Source organism: Psychrobacter sp. 5A.1 (genome assembly GCF_030407455.1).
In the GTDB taxonomy this organism is placed as follows: domain Bacteria; phylum Pseudomonadota; class Gammaproteobacteria; order Pseudomonadales; family Moraxellaceae; genus Psychrobacter.
This window is the reverse complement of the sequence record NZ_JASDDJ010000008.1, coordinates 34,028-51,134: the sequence shown is the minus strand read 5'-3', so window position 1 is coordinate 51,134 and position 17,107 is coordinate 34,028. Positions and strand designations below refer to the sequence as shown.

The 17,107-nt window shown below is 44.8% G+C and carries 15 protein-coding genes; 6 read left to right on the top strand and 9 right to left on the bottom strand.

Features of this window, described 5'->3' with window-relative positions; all coding sequences use genetic code 11:
* Positions 1 to 49 precede the first annotated feature (49 nt).
* The 7 genes from hisD to QL982_RS03215 form a co-directional block, all read right to left on the bottom strand.
* Positions 50 to 1,345, bottom strand: coding sequence for a histidinol dehydrogenase (hisD, locus tag QL982_RS03245; RefSeq protein WP_290161559.1), 1,296 nt, complete (start codon positions 1,343 to 1,345; stop codon positions 50 to 52).
* Between the two features lie 250 nt (positions 1,346 to 1,595).
* Positions 1,596 to 2,288 carry an ATP phosphoribosyltransferase gene (gene hisG / locus QL982_RS03240; protein WP_290161561.1) on the bottom strand — a complete coding sequence of 231 codons (693 nt, stop codon included), beginning with the start codon at positions 2,286 to 2,288 and terminating at the stop codon, positions 1,596 to 1,598.
* Positions 2,289 to 2,382: 94 nt separating this feature from the next.
* Positions 2,383 to 3,651, bottom strand: coding sequence for a UDP-N-acetylglucosamine 1-carboxyvinyltransferase (gene murA, locus QL982_RS03235; RefSeq protein ID WP_290161563.1), 1,269 nt, complete (start codon positions 3,649 to 3,651; stop codon positions 2,383 to 2,385).
* A gap of 111 nt (positions 3,652 to 3,762) precedes the next feature.
* Complete coding sequence (locus QL982_RS03230; protein WP_102091608.1) at positions 3,763 to 4,014, bottom strand: BolA/IbaG family iron-sulfur metabolism protein; 252 nt, start codon at positions 4,012 to 4,014, stop codon at positions 3,763 to 3,765.
* A 174-nt stretch (positions 4,015 to 4,188) separates the two neighbouring features.
* Positions 4,189 to 5,190, bottom strand: a complete 1,002-nt coding sequence (locus tag QL982_RS03225) for an alpha/beta hydrolase (protein ID WP_290161566.1) — start codon at positions 5,188 to 5,190, stop codon at positions 4,189 to 4,191.
* A 239-nt stretch (positions 5,191 to 5,429) separates the two neighbouring features.
* A complete protein-coding gene (locus QL982_RS03220; protein WP_290161568.1) occupies positions 5,430 to 6,230 on the bottom strand; it encodes a BON domain-containing protein in 801 nt (266 codons plus the stop codon).
* A 506-nt stretch (positions 6,231 to 6,736) separates the two neighbouring features.
* On the bottom strand, positions 6,737 to 7,225 hold the full coding sequence (locus tag QL982_RS03215; protein ID WP_290161571.1) for a YraN family protein: 489 nt from the start codon (positions 7,223 to 7,225) through the stop codon (positions 6,737 to 6,739).
* 137 nt (positions 7,226 to 7,362) lie between these two features.
* Here QL982_RS03215 and rsmI point away from each other — a divergent pair, with 137 nt between their 5' ends.
* A complete protein-coding gene (gene rsmI / locus QL982_RS03210; protein WP_290161573.1) occupies positions 7,363 to 8,322 on the top strand; it encodes a 16S rRNA (cytidine(1402)-2'-O)-methyltransferase in 960 nt (319 codons plus the stop codon).
* Between the two features lie 50 nt (positions 8,323 to 8,372).
* Positions 8,373 to 9,392 carry an adenosine kinase gene (locus tag QL982_RS03205; RefSeq protein ID WP_290161576.1) on the top strand — a complete coding sequence of 340 codons (1,020 nt, stop codon included), beginning with the start codon at positions 8,373 to 8,375 and terminating at the stop codon, positions 9,390 to 9,392.
* A gap of 137 nt (positions 9,393 to 9,529) precedes the next feature.
* Here QL982_RS03205 and QL982_RS03200 read toward each other — a convergent pair whose 3' ends face one another.
* Together QL982_RS03200 and nfuA are read right to left on the bottom strand one after the other, a co-directional pair.
* The gene (locus tag QL982_RS03200; protein ID WP_290161578.1) at positions 9,530 to 10,852 is read right to left on the bottom strand and encodes an aminotransferase class I/II-fold pyridoxal phosphate-dependent enzyme; all 1,323 of its coding nucleotides are present in this window, start codon (positions 10,850 to 10,852) and stop codon (positions 9,530 to 9,532) included.
* A 175-nt stretch (positions 10,853 to 11,027) separates the two neighbouring features.
* On the bottom strand, positions 11,028 to 11,711 hold the full coding sequence (gene nfuA, locus QL982_RS03195; protein WP_110924191.1) for a Fe-S biogenesis protein NfuA: 684 nt from the start codon (positions 11,709 to 11,711) through the stop codon (positions 11,028 to 11,030).
* 568 nt (positions 11,712 to 12,279) lie between these two features.
* Between nfuA and QL982_RS03190 the strand changes: the two genes are divergently transcribed.
* The 4 genes from QL982_RS03190 (at position 12,280) to QL982_RS03175 (ending at position 17,107) form a co-directional block, all read left to right on the top strand.
* Positions 12,280 to 13,239: an alpha/beta fold hydrolase gene (locus tag QL982_RS03190; RefSeq protein ID WP_290190161.1), complete on the top strand. Its 960-nt coding sequence runs from the start codon at positions 12,280 to 12,282 to the stop codon at positions 13,237 to 13,239.
* Between the two features lie 154 nt (positions 13,240 to 13,393).
* The gene (locus tag QL982_RS03185) at positions 13,394 to 14,062 is read left to right on the top strand and encodes a dual specificity protein phosphatase family protein (protein ID WP_290161584.1); all 669 of its coding nucleotides are present in this window, start codon (positions 13,394 to 13,396) and stop codon (positions 14,060 to 14,062) included.
* 352 nt (positions 14,063 to 14,414) lie between these two features.
* Positions 14,415 to 15,482, top strand: coding sequence for a bifunctional nicotinamide-nucleotide adenylyltransferase/Nudix hydroxylase (locus tag QL982_RS03180; RefSeq protein WP_290161587.1), 1,068 nt, complete (start codon positions 14,415 to 14,417; stop codon positions 15,480 to 15,482).
* Between the two features lie 227 nt (positions 15,483 to 15,709).
* A complete protein-coding gene (locus QL982_RS03175; protein WP_290161589.1) occupies positions 15,710 to 17,107 on the top strand; it encodes a nicotinate phosphoribosyltransferase in 1,398 nt (465 codons plus the stop codon).

The window sequence follows — 17,107 nt, the reverse complement described above, 5'->3', positions numbered from 1 at the left end:
ATTATTAAACATAAATGATTCAAGTAAATTCGAAACCACGCCACATACACTACTCATAACGATAACGAGCTGAACGCGCATGGGCTTCTAAGTCCTCACGTTGCGCCAAAATATCTGCCGTCTCAGCCAATGGCTTACTGCCAGATTCACTGCAATAAATGATTGATGATTTTTTTTGAAAATCGTACACACCGAGTGGGGAAGAAAAACGCGCCGTACCTGATGTTGGTAATACATGGTTGGGCCCTGCACAGTAGTCCCCTATAGCCTCAGGTGTATGACGACCCATAAAAATAGCACCTGCATGACGAATATCATCTAGCAGTGCGTCAGGGCTATCAACAGATAACTCCAAATGCTCAGGGGCGATACGATTGATAAGCGCCATGCCCTCGCATCGATCTTTGACTAGAATAAGTGCACCACGATTTTGTAGAGAATCACGGGCGATATCTGCTTTTGGTAGCTCAGCCAATGCTTTTTCTATCTCAATCGCCACTTGTTTGAGCTGCGCTTCACTGGTGGTCACAAAGATAGCTTGAGCGATACGGTCATGCTCTGCTTGTGACAATAAATCCATCGCTAGCCAATCCGCTCGATCTTGCGCTTCACCCTCTGCATAGACCAACACTTCCGAAGGGCCTGCGATCATATCGATGCCAACTTGACCAAATACTGCACGTTTGGCCGCCGCGACATACTTGTTGCCAGGTCCTGTTATTTTGTCCACGGCTGGGATAGTGTCGGTGCCGTAAGCCAAAGCTGCCACAGCCTGTGCACCACCAATGGTAAAGACGCGATCGACTTGGGCTAAATGCGCCGCTGCCAATACCAATGGGTTTAGTATTCCCTTGGGTGCGGGCACAACCATGATAACTTCAGCGACGCCAGCAACCTTGGCAGGAATGGCGTTCATCAGTACTGACGATGGATAAGAGGCCAAACCGCCCGGTACATAAATACCAACGCGATCAAGTGGTGTGATTTTTTGACCCAAACGGTTACCAAGCTCATCCTCGTATTGCCATGTTTCTTGTACTTGGCGCTCATGGAATGTCTGCACCCGTGTGGCCGCTGTGATCAACGCTGTCTTTACTTTGTCATCAAGATTGGCAAACGCTTCTGCAAGCGCCTCTTTAGACAGCTCTAGCTCTTGCATCGTCGTCGCTGGATGTTGATCGAATTTCTGAGTCAATGCCAATACGACGCTATCACCATCAGCGCGTACTTGGGCGATGATATCGTCGACGGTATGCAATAATTCAGCATCATTGACGGTTTCAAAGGCAAGCAATTGTGTCAATTGACTATCAAAATCGGCATCTTGGGTACTTAACTGGCGCATGACCTAATCCTATATCTAAGCAGAAAGTAGTGCTAAAAATAAACGGTTTGAAAATACATAAAGTAGGCTTGTCACTCACAAACCCTGCGACTTATTCGCTGTCTTCTGGTCTAAATTTTACGGTAATTTTATTTTTTGTACGCTAAGACAACAAAACCAGTTTAGCACGCTATATCATTCATAGCCTGCTAAACTGGTTTAAAAATTCGTATCACCATGCTTTATATTACCAATGACTTGCACTGGGTTATTAGGCATTGGCAATACTATTTTTAAAGCTATCTAAGATTGGTTCTAGTAGCGCAAATTTACGCTTATAGCTGACTTGATTGACGATAAGACGTGAGGAAACATCACAAATGTGATCGCGGGCTTCAAGTCCATTGGCGCGCAGCGTGTTGCCCGTATCGACCACATCGACGATCAAATCACCCAAGCCAACCAATGGCGCAAGTTCCATTGAGCCATAGAGTTTAATGACATCGACTTGCTGACCTTGGCTTGCAAAATAAGCACGAGCCACGTTGACATATTTGGTCGCGATACGCAGGCGACGATTCGGTAGCGGAGCATCTTTCACACCCGCTGTCATCAGTTTGCATTGAGCAATCTGCAAATCGAGCAATTCATAAACATGATTGGCACCATGCTCAAGCAGCACATCTTTACCTGCCACCCCAAAATCAGCTGCGCCATGTTCGACATAGGTCGGTACATCGCTGGCGCGTAATATCAATACACGCACGTTTGGATTTGAGGTTGGAAAAATAAGTTTACGCGAGGCTTCTGGGTCTTCTAAAAGATCAACGCCAGCTGCACGCAGCAATGGCATGGTCTCTTCTAAAATACGGCCTTTTGATAAGGCCAAGGTTAGACCTGAAAACGCATCGTTTACTTCGTTTAATAAACCGCTGGCTGGTAAAGAGTTGCTTGTCTCAGTCATAATGACATCATATCCATGTGCAGTCCCCTATTTAAAGGGGCGTTTTTAATTTAGAACGTAATACGCGTAACAGCCGATATTGAGTGAATCAATACTAAGCGTTGGTATTAATACGCTCGATATTTACGCCAAGGCTACGTAGCTTTTCTTCAACATGCTCATAACCACGATCGATGTGATAAATGCGGTCAATTAAGCTCTCGCCTTCCGCCGTTGCCGCTGCCATTACCAATGACATAGATGCGCGCAAATCAGTTGCCATCACAGGTGCCGCGGTAAAGTTCTCAACACCTTTTACTACCGCAGTATGACCATCGACCTGAATAGAGGCGCCCAAGCGATTTAGCTCAGGGACGTGCATATAGCGATTTTCAAAGATATTTTCGATAAAGGTACTCGTACCCTCAGCCAAGCAAGCAATAGCCATCAGCTGTGCCTGCATATCCGTTGGAAAACCAGGATGTGGCTGTGTGCGAATATCAACTGCCTTTGGACGACCCTTCATTTGTGCGCGAATCCAACCATCGCCAGACGTAATAACCGCACCCATGTCTTCGAACTTTTCTAATACTGGTGTTAGTAATAGAGCCGATGTGTTTTTGGTCAATACATCACCGCGTGTCATCAACGCGCCAGCAAGATATGAGCCTGTCTCAATACGATCAGGTACGACTGAATACTCGCAGCCATGCAGACGTTCTACCCCTTCGATGGTCATCGTTGACGTACCGATACCGCTTATTTTGGCACCCATCGCGACCAACATATTGGCCAAATCAACCACTTCTGGCTCTAATGCACAGTTACCTAAAACCGTTGTGCCTTTGGCCAATGCTGCTGCCATGATGGCGTTCTCAGTACCGCCAACCGTGATCATATCAAATGAGAAATTACAACCCAATAGCTTGCCACCTGCTGGGGCTTGGGCTTTTACATAGCCATTCTCTACACTGATGTTAGCACCCATGGCTTCAAACGCTTTTAGATGCTGATCAACAGGGCGTGAACCAATGGCACAACCGCCCGGCAATGAGACTTCGGCTTCGCCAAAACGTGCGAGTAACGGCCCTAGCACCAAGATTGACGCGCGCATGGTTTTTACCAAATCATACGGGGCATAAAAGTTATCGATACTCTTGGTATCGCAAGTGACCGTATCATCTTGCTTTTGGATTTTGATACCCATACCACCGATCAATTCAATCAACGTTCGCACGTCTTGTAGTGACGGCACGTTATGCAGTGTCGTTGGAGTCTCAGCCAATATCATAGCTGCGAGTAACGGCAAAGCGGCATTTTTGGCGCCTGAGATGGTGACTTCCCCTGCGATACGACTACTACCAGTGATTAAAAATTGATCCATAAAGGTGACAACCTAGCGATGAGTATAAAAAATTATGAAAACCAGCACGACAGAACCCAACCATTCATGCGGCTGATTCAGTAGTCTCTGATCATATAGACAGCTATTTGATTAGCCTTTTGACTGAACGTCCCACTCAGCAGGCGTCAGTGCTTGGATATTGAGGGCATGAATATCGCCACTCGCAATCTTATCATTGACTAATGCATACACTGCTTGCTGACGTTGGACGGCACGCTTGCCTTCAAAACTGGCATCAACCACGCGTACGTCAAACTTATTACCTTGATTGGCAGCTTGAATAAAAGCGTCTGGGAAGTGAGTCTGTAAAAATGCGATCAAATCGTCAGCGTTCATGCTCATAAAATAGTCTGCCTTAAAGTTTAGAATAGGGTATAGATTTAAAGTAATCACATTATAACAAGAGTTTGCATATCTTACAGTACTGTCTTGCGCAAGTATGTTTAAGCACGCAAGCGCTGAGGCAATAGCAGGGGGTGTTGAACAATCACGTTCACTGAGAGATATAGCGATAAACTACTTCAGCGTTTTATCTAGATATGTCAGCACTTGCGCGCGCACATCATTCAACCAACGTAGCGGTGGCGCCATCGCACCGATGCTGGTGGCATGACTGGCACCTTCGATTTTACCATTCTCCACCGTTACGCCTGCTTTTTTGAGTGCCTCTGTCATTTTAATAGTATTGGTGTCATGTACGATTTTGTCTTTTTCAGCGGTCAATAATAAATACGGTGGTTGCGCGCCCTTAATCTGACGATCTGGCATTATTTGATCAGGCGTTGCATCCGCAGGAAAGGCGCTAGCACTATCAAACTGGGTAAAGTCATAACTATAAGGTCCCGCTATACCGATGACAGCTGCAATGTCTGTTGGCTTCATGCCATAAGGCGCCAAAAAATCTTCGTTAGACACGGCTGCCACAGCATTAAATGCGCCAGCTGAGTGCCCTATCACCGCCAAGCGTGATGGATCAGCATGCAGACTGGCCGCGTTATCCATACTCCAAGCAATCGCTTGTGCCGCATCTTCGACATAATCCGGATAGACATGCTCAGGGGCTTTGCGATAATTGATCACTGCCGTGACATACCCTGCTTTGGCCAAGCTTTGACCAACGAAGGCGTATTCTTCTTTGGTACCATTTTCCCACGAGCCACCATAGACAAACACCACCATCGGATAGGTATCCTCAATAGCGCTCTGGGCTTTCATTGCCTGTGTCAAAGGCTTTGGGTAATAAATATCTAGATCTTGTGAGGGCTCGTCACCGTATAAAATGTCTTTGCTAACGCCAACACCGCCGCTAGTAGTGATGCCATTGACGATCGCGAGCGGTGATAAAGCCTGTGCATTTTGTGTGGCTAGCGCGATGCTACCCAATGCGAATAATGCTGCCCCGCCAAACCTTAGCGTACGTGCTTTTCTCTTAGCAGATTTGTTGTGTGACTCTACATGATTAAGGGTGCTTTCACTCATTTTTTCATTCTGCTGCATGTATTTTTGCGAATTCTTCATTGCCAGTATCCTATTATATTTATGTATCAATAATGAGTAGCATCCTGACAGCGCTATTATTTTATCCATTAACCACTGATACTTTTTATATTAATCTATCAGTGGCCAATGTGCTGCTTCTGCTACGTTTTACGGTTGATATAGTACTCACTGGCTGAAAAATTCTCGTGCTTTTACTGTTATCACTATTTAGGCTTATTGTGATTAACATCAATCATCACTTGGCCCACTAAGGGTTTTTATGGATTCCGATAAAGGTTGATATAAGGGCTTGATGACGGTTGATCGGTAGCGGCATCATCCTCTGTTATTACGATGGGTGTTGCCGTGCCAATAGCCGTATCTTGAGCAGCTGGCGCTACCGCAGGATTGGATACATTATTCTCGTACATAATGTCAGCGTCATTTATTTTTATACCTCTGTCATCAACGACGGTCGTCAGCAATACCAGCTCGGTAACGCCAACCGTGGTATTGGCGATGTCAATCAAATGACTCTGCTGAGTAGGTGTCATGCGACCCATAATATAGACCACGCCATTATTAGTGATTGCTTTAAGCTGTGACGCTCTCACACCATCGCTAGCGGCGACCTTGGCCAGTAGTTTTGAAGTGATATAACCATCATGGACGGTTGCGCTATAACCTTTCGAGGCACTCACTTCCATCTCGTTATAGACATGGCGTACATCTGGCATGGAGCTGACGACGTTTTCGACCTCTGCTTTGAGCGCTTCAGTTGGCACTTCACCTGTGAGCAGCACTTCGCTATTGAAACTATCGATACCCATACGACTGGTTTGCTGCAAGTCTTCTTTTAGCCCGTATACATTGATTTTAGCAGTATGTTCAATACTACGATCGAGTAGACGCTGCGGAATCGTGCGCTCGGTCATGGGCACACCGTACGTTCCTTCTGTACTGTTGGTTAGATAGTTGGTAGCACAGCCTGTACTGACCACGCAGGCCGCAATCATAATACCTGTCGTAATACGTCGTGATGAACCAAAAATAGCAGTGCGCAAATGCATCCGTGTCATTATTTACCTCTTAGAACATGATTGTGACGGTTTTATAAATTCAATGAGTTGAGCCAATATTAATCTAAGAACCAAGTGCTAAAATCAGTTCAAGATAATTACGGTATCTACTTTATAGGGAATTGACCATAACTGCTACTTTACTTAATTTTAGCGATAAACGGTTAGGTTTTTGGTAACGAACCTTAGGGTCTGTTGAACATTCAAATATTAGAGCTGCTGATTGCTAAAATTTCACCAAACTAGGCGCAAGCCGACGATAATGTCGAGACCTTAGCTAGGTTTGTAACAACGTTTGGGGGGATTTTAGCATCAGCCTTTCAGGGCAGTACTCTTTTTTGCCAATATATGGCGAAATTGTCTAACCTAGAATAACTAGGCGTCAAAAATTTCACTGCATATTGTCTAAAAAATGGTGACTGCCAGCACCACATTTGAATGTTCAACAGACCCTACTTACCAGGTGCGAGCAGGCGCTTTGTTTTTCAGCGTCTACCTCATTTATTTTATGACCAAGCATTCGCTATAAAAGCACCTTGAATCCATTCTGGTTGATTATCTAACCGCACATTTTTGGGATTCATCGTACCTGTCGTGTTATAAGCAATGACATCAAATCGGCAGTCATAATGAGCATACTCAGGATGCTGCTGCAAAAAATACTGCGCCGACTTAATAAGTTTGCGTTGCTTGCTTGGCGTCACGCTGAGTGCCGCATCACCATAGACCGAACGCTTGCGCTGCCGAACTTCAATGAACACTAGCGTTGACCATGCAGAGCCTGTCTCAAGCATGACCAGATCCAGCTCGCCTACTTTTGGCTGTTGCCAGTTTTGCACCACCACCCTCAACCCTTGCGCTTGTAAAAACTCACACGCCTGATTTTCAAACCGACTACCTTGGCGTTGTCTCGGTGAGGTGAGGGTCAAGGGCTTATGATTCGGCATAAGGTCAATTCGCCTGATTAACATTTGAGAATTATCATAGCACAACATGCTAAACTAGCCACTTTCGCACGCTCTAGCTGTGTCATCGATAAGTATGTAATCGCTCACTATTTGGCTGAAACATACATTAGATGATGACGGTATGGGCAACCGTACCATATTCTTTTTAATGACCCGAGGTTTTCATGTCTACTCCTACCGCGATGCCAGCTTGTCTCTATATCGTTGCCACGCCAATTGGCAATCTGACCGACATGACGCCACACGCGATTGATGTTCTAAAGCAGGTTGCGATTATTGCCTGTGAGGACACCCGTACCTCAGGTAAGCTGTTGTCGCATTTTGGCATTGATACCAAAGGCAGTAAAGCTGACGAGACAACAGACTCAGAGACTCATCATGCCAAAAATCGTGTTGAAAGTGATGATGATACCACCACAAAGCAAAAAGGCCATAACAAGCTGTGGGCCTATCATGAGCACAATAGCGCCATTCAGACACCCAAAATCATTGAGATGATCGAGCAAGGTCATTCGGTCGCTTTGATTAGCGATGCTGGTACGCCTCTGGTCAGTGATCCAGGTTATCAATTGGTACAAGCGGCGCATGAAGCTGGCGTGACGGTCTCACCTATCGTTGGGGCATCTGCTGCAATTGGCGCATTGTCAGTCGCAGGGCTACCATCCGATCGATTTAGTTTTATTGGGTTTTTACCAGCAAAAATGCACGGTCGTCAAAAACAACTGAGTGCCCTTACCTCGCGTACCGAAACCCTGATATTTTACGAAGCGCCGCATCGTATCGTATCTAGTCTAGAAGACATGGCGACGATATTTGGTGCAGATCGTGCGGTGACTTTTTGCCGTGAATTGACCAAAACCTTTGAAACGGTACGCAAGAGCACTCTTGGCGAGTTGGTCGAATTTGTCAAAGCAGATGACAATCAGCAGCGCGGCGAGATCGTCGTGGTCGTCGCTGGCATCAGTGTGGCAAAAGACACTGACGACATCACCAATCATGATAAATTGCTACAGCGCTTGCTAGAGGATTTATCGGTCAAAAAAGCTGCCGCGTTGGCCGCTGACATCACTGGTGTAAAAAAGAATGCGCTCTATCAGCGCTTGCTTGAACTACAGGCAGAATAGTTTTAACGATAAAAAATCATATTGATACATTAATCGAGGAGAGGTAAGCAATGTACGACGTAATGGCGATAGGTAATGCGTTGGTTGATCACGAGTATGTGCTGTCTGATGCTGCGCTAGAAGAGACTGAACTGACCAAAGGTAATATGACACTGGCAGGTATCGAAGAGCAGCAGCAACTACTGGCTTACTTTAAGCTGGCTGAGATTGAGCCATCCAAACAAGCGGGCGGCGGTTCAGCAGCCAACACCATGTTTACCTTTGCCAGTCTAGGCGGTAAGCCGTTTTATGCTTGCCGTGTCGGCGATGATACTCAAGGCGAGTTTTATCTTAAAGACTTGCATGAAGCTGGCGTGTCTACCTCAGAAAAATCTATCCACGCAGGCGGTGTGACTGGCTCATGCGTGGTCGCCGTCACAGAAGATGGCGAGCGAACCATGCAGACCTATCTCGGCACTTCAAGCGATATCACTGCTGACAATGTCGACTTTGATGCTTTGATGCAAGCAGACTGGCTATACATAGAAGGCTATTTGGCCATGACTGAGAGCATCCAACCAGCGATGATTCAGTTACGTCAACAGGCAGGCATTCATAATGCAAAAATCGCGGTGAGCTTTGCTGATCCTGCAGTGGTAAAATTTGCCAAAGATGGCTTACTCAATATGCTGGGCAATAAAGTCGCGGTGATATTCTGCAATAGCGAAGAGGCCAAGCTATTCACGGATAAAAAACAAGTTAAAGCCGCCGCACGTGCCCTGCTTGAATATTGCCAAACAGCGGTCGTCACTGATGGGGCTAATGGTGCAGTCATCGCCCACAAGCCTAACGCCGAGGCAGAAATGGAAATTTATGAGGTTGCAACGCCAGTAGTGGCCGATGTCATTGACACCAATGGCGCAGGCGATAACTATGCGGGTGCCTTCTTATATGCGCTGTCACAGCAATATAGTCTGCCAGAATGTGGTCGACTTGCCAGCGAAATATCAGCACAAGTCATTCAACAATTTGGGCCAAGATTAGATTCACAAGATTATAGAGATATTGCTCAGCGCGTCCTATCAGCATAATACTAAACTCAAAAAATACGATTATCAGTGTCAAAACCGTTTAGTCAAACAAAAAGCCCATAACGAATTCGCTATGGGCTTTTTTTGTCACTCAATAAGCAAGTTACTCAGTTCAATGAGAGTCTTCTGTTCTAGTATTAAGCTGAAGCTAGTGCCTGCTCTAAATCTGCTTTGATATCTTCAATGTGTTCGATACCAATCGATAGTCGTACCATATCAGTACTCACCCCAGCATTGGCAAGTTCTTGCTCATTCAACTGGCGATGGGTGGTCGTAGCTGGATGACAAGCTAATGATTTGGCATCACCGATATTGACCAAGCGAGTAATCAGTTGCAGCGCATCGATAAAGCGTGCACCTGCTTCTAGACCACCTTTAACACCAAAGGTCAAAATAGCAGATGGCGTTCCTTTCATATACTTCTTAGCAAGCTCATGCTCAGGATGATCCGGTAAACCCGCATATTTCACCCAAGCAACTTTATCATGATCACGCAGATATTCCGCAACGGCTTGAGCATTCTGTACATGGCGCTCCATACGTAGACTCAATGTCTCCATACCCTGCAAAATACCAAAAGCATTTAGCGGGCTAAGTGCCGCGCCTGTATTACGCAGCGGTGCCACACGAGCACGAGCGATAAAGGCTGCTGCGCCCACATCTTTGACAAAGTTCACACCGTGATAACTGTGATCTGGCGTGTTTAATAATGGGAAACGCTCAGGATAATCGCCCCATGCGAATTTACCACTATCGACAATCGCACCACCAATCGACGTACCTGTACCACTCATGTACTTGGTCAATGAATGAATGACAATATCCGCACCAAACTCAAAAGGGCGACATAGCGCAGGTGTCGCAACCGTACTATCAATCACGACTGGCACACCATATTCGTGAGCAATATCACTCAACGCCTGAATATCTACGATGTTACCCAATGGGTTACCGATACTTTCTGCAAAGACCATCTTCGTCTTATCATCGATTAAATCACGAATCGCTTCAGGGTTTTTGTGGTCAAAGAAGCGTACTTCGATACCTTGACGCGGCAACGCATGGGCAAATAAATTGTAAGTACCACCATACAAGGTCGACACCGCAACGATATTATCACCCGCTTCACAGATGGTCTGAATTGCATAAGTGATGGCAGCCATACCAGATGCGACGGCAAGCGCACCGATACCACCTTCTAGCGCTGCGACACGCTCTTCTAGCACAGCGTTGGTCGGGTTCATGATACGGGTATAAATATTGCCTGCGACTTTTAGATCAAACAGATCTGCACCATGCTGAGTATTATCAAACGCATATGAACTAGTATGATAGATAGGTACTGCGACGGCTTTAGTGGTGGGTTCAACACTATAACCGGCATGAATCGCTAAGGTTTCAAGACGTTGAGGGGTCTCTGATTTTTGGGCTGCTTGCTGGTCTGCTTGTCCGTCACTCATTATATATTCCTTTATTTCGATAAAAGTTATTAATCAACAACCTACCACTGAAAATTCAGCTAAAAAACAATCTACCAAATCATAGCAATAAAAAAAGCCAAGTTCATTAAAACTTGGCTTTTTAATTAAAATAACTTTTCGCTATTACTTAAGTCTGCAGTTTCCAGCTAGACTTTTATTTGTAATAAGCGTTTTCAGTACGGGTATGATCGGTCTCATCAATGACTTGGGTCAACTCTGGTATTTGCTGCTTGAGCTGTACTTCGACACCTTGACGCAAGGTCATGTCAACGGCTGAGCACCCTTGGCAACCACCACCGAATTTCAATACGGCTGTAAGACCAACGCCTTCTTCATCAATCAATTCAAGCAACTGTACGTCACCACCATGCGCTGCCAAACCTGGATTAATCTCTGACTGCAATACGTAGTTGATGCGCTCTTCGACACTGGCATCCGCACCTACTTTTGGCACTTTAGAGTTTGGCGCGCGGAAAGTCAGCTGACCACCGAAACGGTCTTTATTATAATCGATGACCGCATCTTCTAGATAAGGGACTGATGCCGCTTCGATAAATGCAGAAAAACTGTCATACGTAAAACGCAGATCAGCGCTGTCTTCTTCGCCCGGTTGGTTGTACGCCATACAGCACTCTGCACGTGGCGTACCTGGATGCTCGACGAAAATACGTACGCCGATACCGTCTGTATCTTGCTTAGATAACAAATCTGCCAAATACCCTTGGGCTGACTCAGTAATAGTAATATTACTTTTTGCTTCAGTCTGATCCGTATCTAGCGCTGATTCATAGTCTGCTGATGGCGCTACTGGGCTATCAACTTGGTCATGCTCACTCATAATGTTTCCTATGCGTTATGACACAAACGCTATATCTATTATGGCTACTGTGTCGTGAATTTGAATGTTTAAAATTTTTACGGCTTGTATAAAACATGCAGGCTAGCAATATTTGAGATTTATTATTGTATGACGCTGCCCGCCATGAGTATAAAGTTTAATTCGTCTATAGCACTCATTATACCTGAATCAAGCATCAATTCCGACCACGCTACTGTGAATTGAACGGTGGCCGCTGTAAATGGTTGTCATTGATTTTTTTAATGATGCTACCTACTGGCAAAGTAACTCAATATTTAAACAATGAAAAACAAACATGCCTAATAGTTGTGTTGGCTGCCAAGTTACTCTCTATATTAAGCTATTCTCTATATAAAGACAGCTATACCATTTATCAAGCATACTCAGCATTTTCGCTATGCGATACCGTTCACATCTCGTTTGAGCAAGTCATTTATATTTGACGTAGTATTGATAGTTTGAATAACTTTGTGCACTGGCTTTATGAGCATGGTAGCTTTGATGGCCATGTATAAATATTACGTATTTTTCGGATAGGATAATTTTTATGATGACACGGACGTTGCACCTAATAACTACCAAAGATGATGAGAAGATTGCCGTTTGGAAAGTAGTTGATACTATAGAAGACGGTATGATAACCAACACATTAGAAAACAGCTTGTCTATTATAAAATCTCAAAATATATTTTTGACGCACGGTACCTTTTCGGACAAACAAACTTGCTTAAAAATTGCTGAGTATCTGGCTGCCCTTGGGCATCACTGCTACATCATGGAGTGGCGCGGTCATGGTGACAGCTCAATGCCAAAAGAAAAATTCAATTTCGAGACGGTTGCTACTTATGACTATGAAGCAACTTTCCGCTATTTTTTTGAGGAATTAAAAATTGAGAATTTGCATTGTATTACTCATAGTGGCGGTGGTATTGGTTTGATTATGTTTTTAATTCAAAACCCACGCTATATCGACAAAATAAACAGCATCAGCATGTTTGCTTGCCAAGCCTATGGTGCAGCATCAAAGCCAATTAGCCATGCGAAAATTATTGCAGCCAAGATACTCACACGACTGCTGGGCTTTATCCCTGCCAGAAAATTGAAGATGGGCGCTTGTGACGAAAGCTACCATACGATGAGTCAATGGTACGACTGGAACCTACGAAGGAACTTTAAAAGCAGCTTTATCAAGCAAAGTACATTTAATCAAGCTAGCACTGATACAAATGGCGTCGCTGACGAGCTTTTAGACTATCGACAACAGATGCCGAATATTACGATACCTGTATACGCCATCAGTGCGAGAGGAGATAGATTCATCTCTCCTACGCATGGTTGTCAGATGCTCTTTGATGATTTTAAAAATCCTGCCAATGTCTTTCGCGAGTACGCGCTCAGTCACGGTGATTTAGACGACTATACTCACAGCCGTATCATGATTAGTCGTAACGCTGCAAAAGAGATTTGGCCAACGGTGACCGATTGGATTGAGCGTCATACTCGATAGTTACTTAGTTACTTAGCCACTTAGCCACTTACTATAATGAGCGCTTTATTATGTACAACAACTGCAAGGCTTGAAACTATTATGGCTGATAATGGCTATCCAATAGTCTGTAGCGGTAGAATGATAACCAATCAAAACTAAGGGTATGAGAATTATGCTTATTAACCAGCTTTTGAGCACTAGGTCGAACAAAGGTACCATAGACCATAACCATCGCTGGCAACAGCGTTACAAGTCAATATTAGTCGCAGGCTCTATGAGTCTAGCCAGTCTGATGATCGGCTGCCAGTCAACTGCTACTACTCAACTTACGGCTCCCCCATCCTTACCGCAAAATGCAGTCTTGATTAATAAGGCGACCAATTTATATCAAGTTGATAAGCTACTGTTTCGAAGTGAGCAGTTACGTGCAGCTGATATCCCTCTACTTAAAGCCAATCGTATTGACGCTATCCTTAATTTACGATTTTTTGATCGAAATGATGATGAAAAATTACTAACTGATATTGTTAATGAGACGTCCTTAGACTTATATAATCAACCGCTTAAATCGTGGTATGTTACTCCAAAAGAAATCGCTAAAGCCTTAAATACAATAAAAGAGTTACAGGCACAAAATAAGAGCGTACTGGTACACTGCTATCATGGTGCTGACCGTACGGGACTGATTATCGCTATGTATAGAATCATTGAGCAAGAGTGGTCTATTGAACACGCTAAGCAAGAGATGGTCGCTGGTGGATTTGGCTATCACGCCGTTTGGGTAAATCTTGAGAACATGCTAAACCCTAAAACCGTGGCTGCTGTCCGTATAGAGATGTAGCCAAAAATTTTGTGATATGGCACTCAAGCTGGTGACTTTAAAAATCCTGCAAATGTCTTTTGTGAATACGCGCTCAGCCATGGTGATTTAGACGACTATACTCATGGCTGCATTATGATTAGCCGTAACGCTGCCAAAGAAATCTGGCCAACAGTGACTGCTTGGATTGAAAAGCACTCCCATTAAAATTATGGGCGTATTTATCTGGACTCGTCACATCATGATTCACATCATCATTGACCGTTATACTATCCCAAACATCTTTCCACTTGTCAGCGAGTCATCGGCTGTGTCAGTATTGGCATTATTAATTTTTTACCAATGAAATATAAGTCGTAGGAAATTGGCGTCTATGAGTGAATTATCAGAGCAAAGTTCAGACACACAAACCCCTGATCAGAAAAGCAGTAAACACTATCGTTATTTGGTTTTCATTGGGCGTTTTCAGCCGTTCCATCGTGGACATAAAGCCGTCATCGACGAAGCATTAAAGCGCTCGGATGATGTGATTATGCTCATTGGCTCAGCCAATCTACCACGCAGCTTACGCAATCCATTTAGCGTCGCTGAGCGTGCGGCCATGATTAAAGACGCCTACTCAGCAGAGGAAGCGGCACGTATTCACTGCGTGGGTCTAGACGATGCACTCTACAACGACACACGCTGGCTACAATATGTGCAGGCAGGCGTAAAATCTGTCACTGGTGATTTGCAGGGCGATATTGGGTTGATTGGTCATTCAAAAGACAGCTCATCGTATTATTTATCGCTATTCCCCAACTGGGACTCGGTCTCAGTGCCCAATTATCACAATCTATCAGCCACGCCGATTCGCGATAGCTACCTGATGGGGGCCACGCCGACACCTGAGCGCACGCCCGAATCAACCCGTAAAGTGCTGAATGACTTCAAAAAAACTGACGATTACCATCAGCTGCATGAAGAAGCCGATTTCATTGATAAATATAAAAGACAGTGGGAATCAGCCCCCTATCCGCCTACATTTATGACGGCTGATGCGTTAATTGTACAGTCCGGACATATCCTGTTGGTAGAGCGCCGTAGTATGCCAGGGCGCGGACTGTGGGCATTGCCTGGTGGATTCTTGAATCCAAAAGAGACGTTGTTTGATGCCTGTATCCGTGAGCTACGGGAAGAAACACGCCTCAAAGTTCCTGAAGCGGTGTTGCGTGGCTCTTGTCACAGTCAGCATACCTTTGATGATCCCTATCGCTCGGCACGTGGTCGAACGATTACCCAAGCATTTTATTTTCAGCTGAAAAATGACCCAAAAGGTCTACCAAAAGTAAAAGGTGGTGATGACGCAGCCAAAGCTTTTTGGTTACCGCTGGCAGAGCTCGATGCCGCCATGATGTTCGAAGACCATTATGCGATTATTACCAAGATGGTAGGGTTGTAAATTTACATAACATTGACCGACTAGTACATCATTTACAACCTTATAATCGACTATAGTCTATATAATTTATTTTCTTAGTTTTTTATTTTTAAACCTGATTGATCCTTTTTGCACACGTTTTTGTACAACAGCTTTCACCGCCCAAGTCGATAGACGGCAAGGGTTTACCGCTGCAACTGCTCTTTCATTAAAGCAGCTGTGGCATTTCAAAGCAGAGGAGTTCTGTGATGTATACCAGTAATCTAAATAATTTAATTCTTAACAGCGACAGCTATAAAACCTCACATTGGGTGCAATATCCAAGCGGTAGTGAGTATCTGTCAAGCTATATTGAAGCGCGCAAAGGCGACTATGATGTGGTATTTTTTGGTCTGCAAGCCTTTATCAAAGAATACCTGAGCACCCCTATTACCCATCAAGATATCGATGAAGCCGAAATGGTCGTGCAAGCACACGGCTTGACCTTCAATCGTGCGGGTTGGGAGCATTTAATTGAAAAACACAATGGTTATCTACCACTGCGTATCCAAGCCGTACCCGAAGGCAGCATCGTGCCAGTGTCCAATGTGGTTTGCCAAATCATCAATACCGACCCTGAATTTTACTGGCTACCAAGCTATATCGAAACCGCCTTATTACGCGCGATTTGGTATCCATCAACGGTCGCCAGTGTCTCGCATTATTGTAAAGACATCATTCGTAAAGCATTAGAAAAATCAGCAGATAACACAGAGTCACTCACGTTCAGGCTGCACGACTTTGGCTCACGCGGTGCATCTAGTCAGGAATCTGTGGCACTCGGCAGCTTGGCACATTTGGTGAACTTTGCGGGCACTGACTCAATGACGGCACTAGTAGCTGCCAGTCGCTGGTATCAAATGGATAAAGACATGCCAGCGTTTTCTATCCCTGCAGCTGAACACAGCACGATGACTGCATGGGGCCGTGACGGTGAGACAGCAGCCTTTGCCAATATGATTGAACGGTTTGGTGGCGACGGTAAAAGCTTTTCAGTGGTTTCAGACAGTTATGACTTATGGAACGCCATCGATAATATCTGGGGTGGCAGCCTAAAAGACGACGTAAAAAACATGGGCGGCACATTGGTCATTAGACCAGACAGTGGCGAGCCTACCAAAGTTGTCCGCGAGGCATTAGAGCGCTTGGCAGTGAAGTTTGGAACGACTGTGAATAGCAAAGGCTATAAGGTATTACCAGATTATGTACGAGTCATCCAAGGTGATGGTATCAGTCCACAAAGCCTAACCAAGATTATTGATGTCATATTAAAAGCAGGCTTCAGCGCTGAAAACGTAACCTTTGGTATGGGCGGTGGTCTATTACAGCAAGTCAACCGCGACACCATGAGCTGGGCAATGAAAGCCAGTTCTATCTCTATCGATGGTGTCTGGAAAGATATCTATAAAGATCCCATCACCAGCCGCTCGAAACGTTCAAAAAAAGGTCGATTGGCTTTGGTCAAAGACAGCAACGGAAAACTAAAAACCATCAAAGCCGATGACTTAACGGATGATGCGGAAAACCTGTTGCGTGACGTTTATGTCGATGGCAAGTTGTTCATTGAAGACAACCTCACGACTATTCGAGAGCGTGCTGGATGGTAG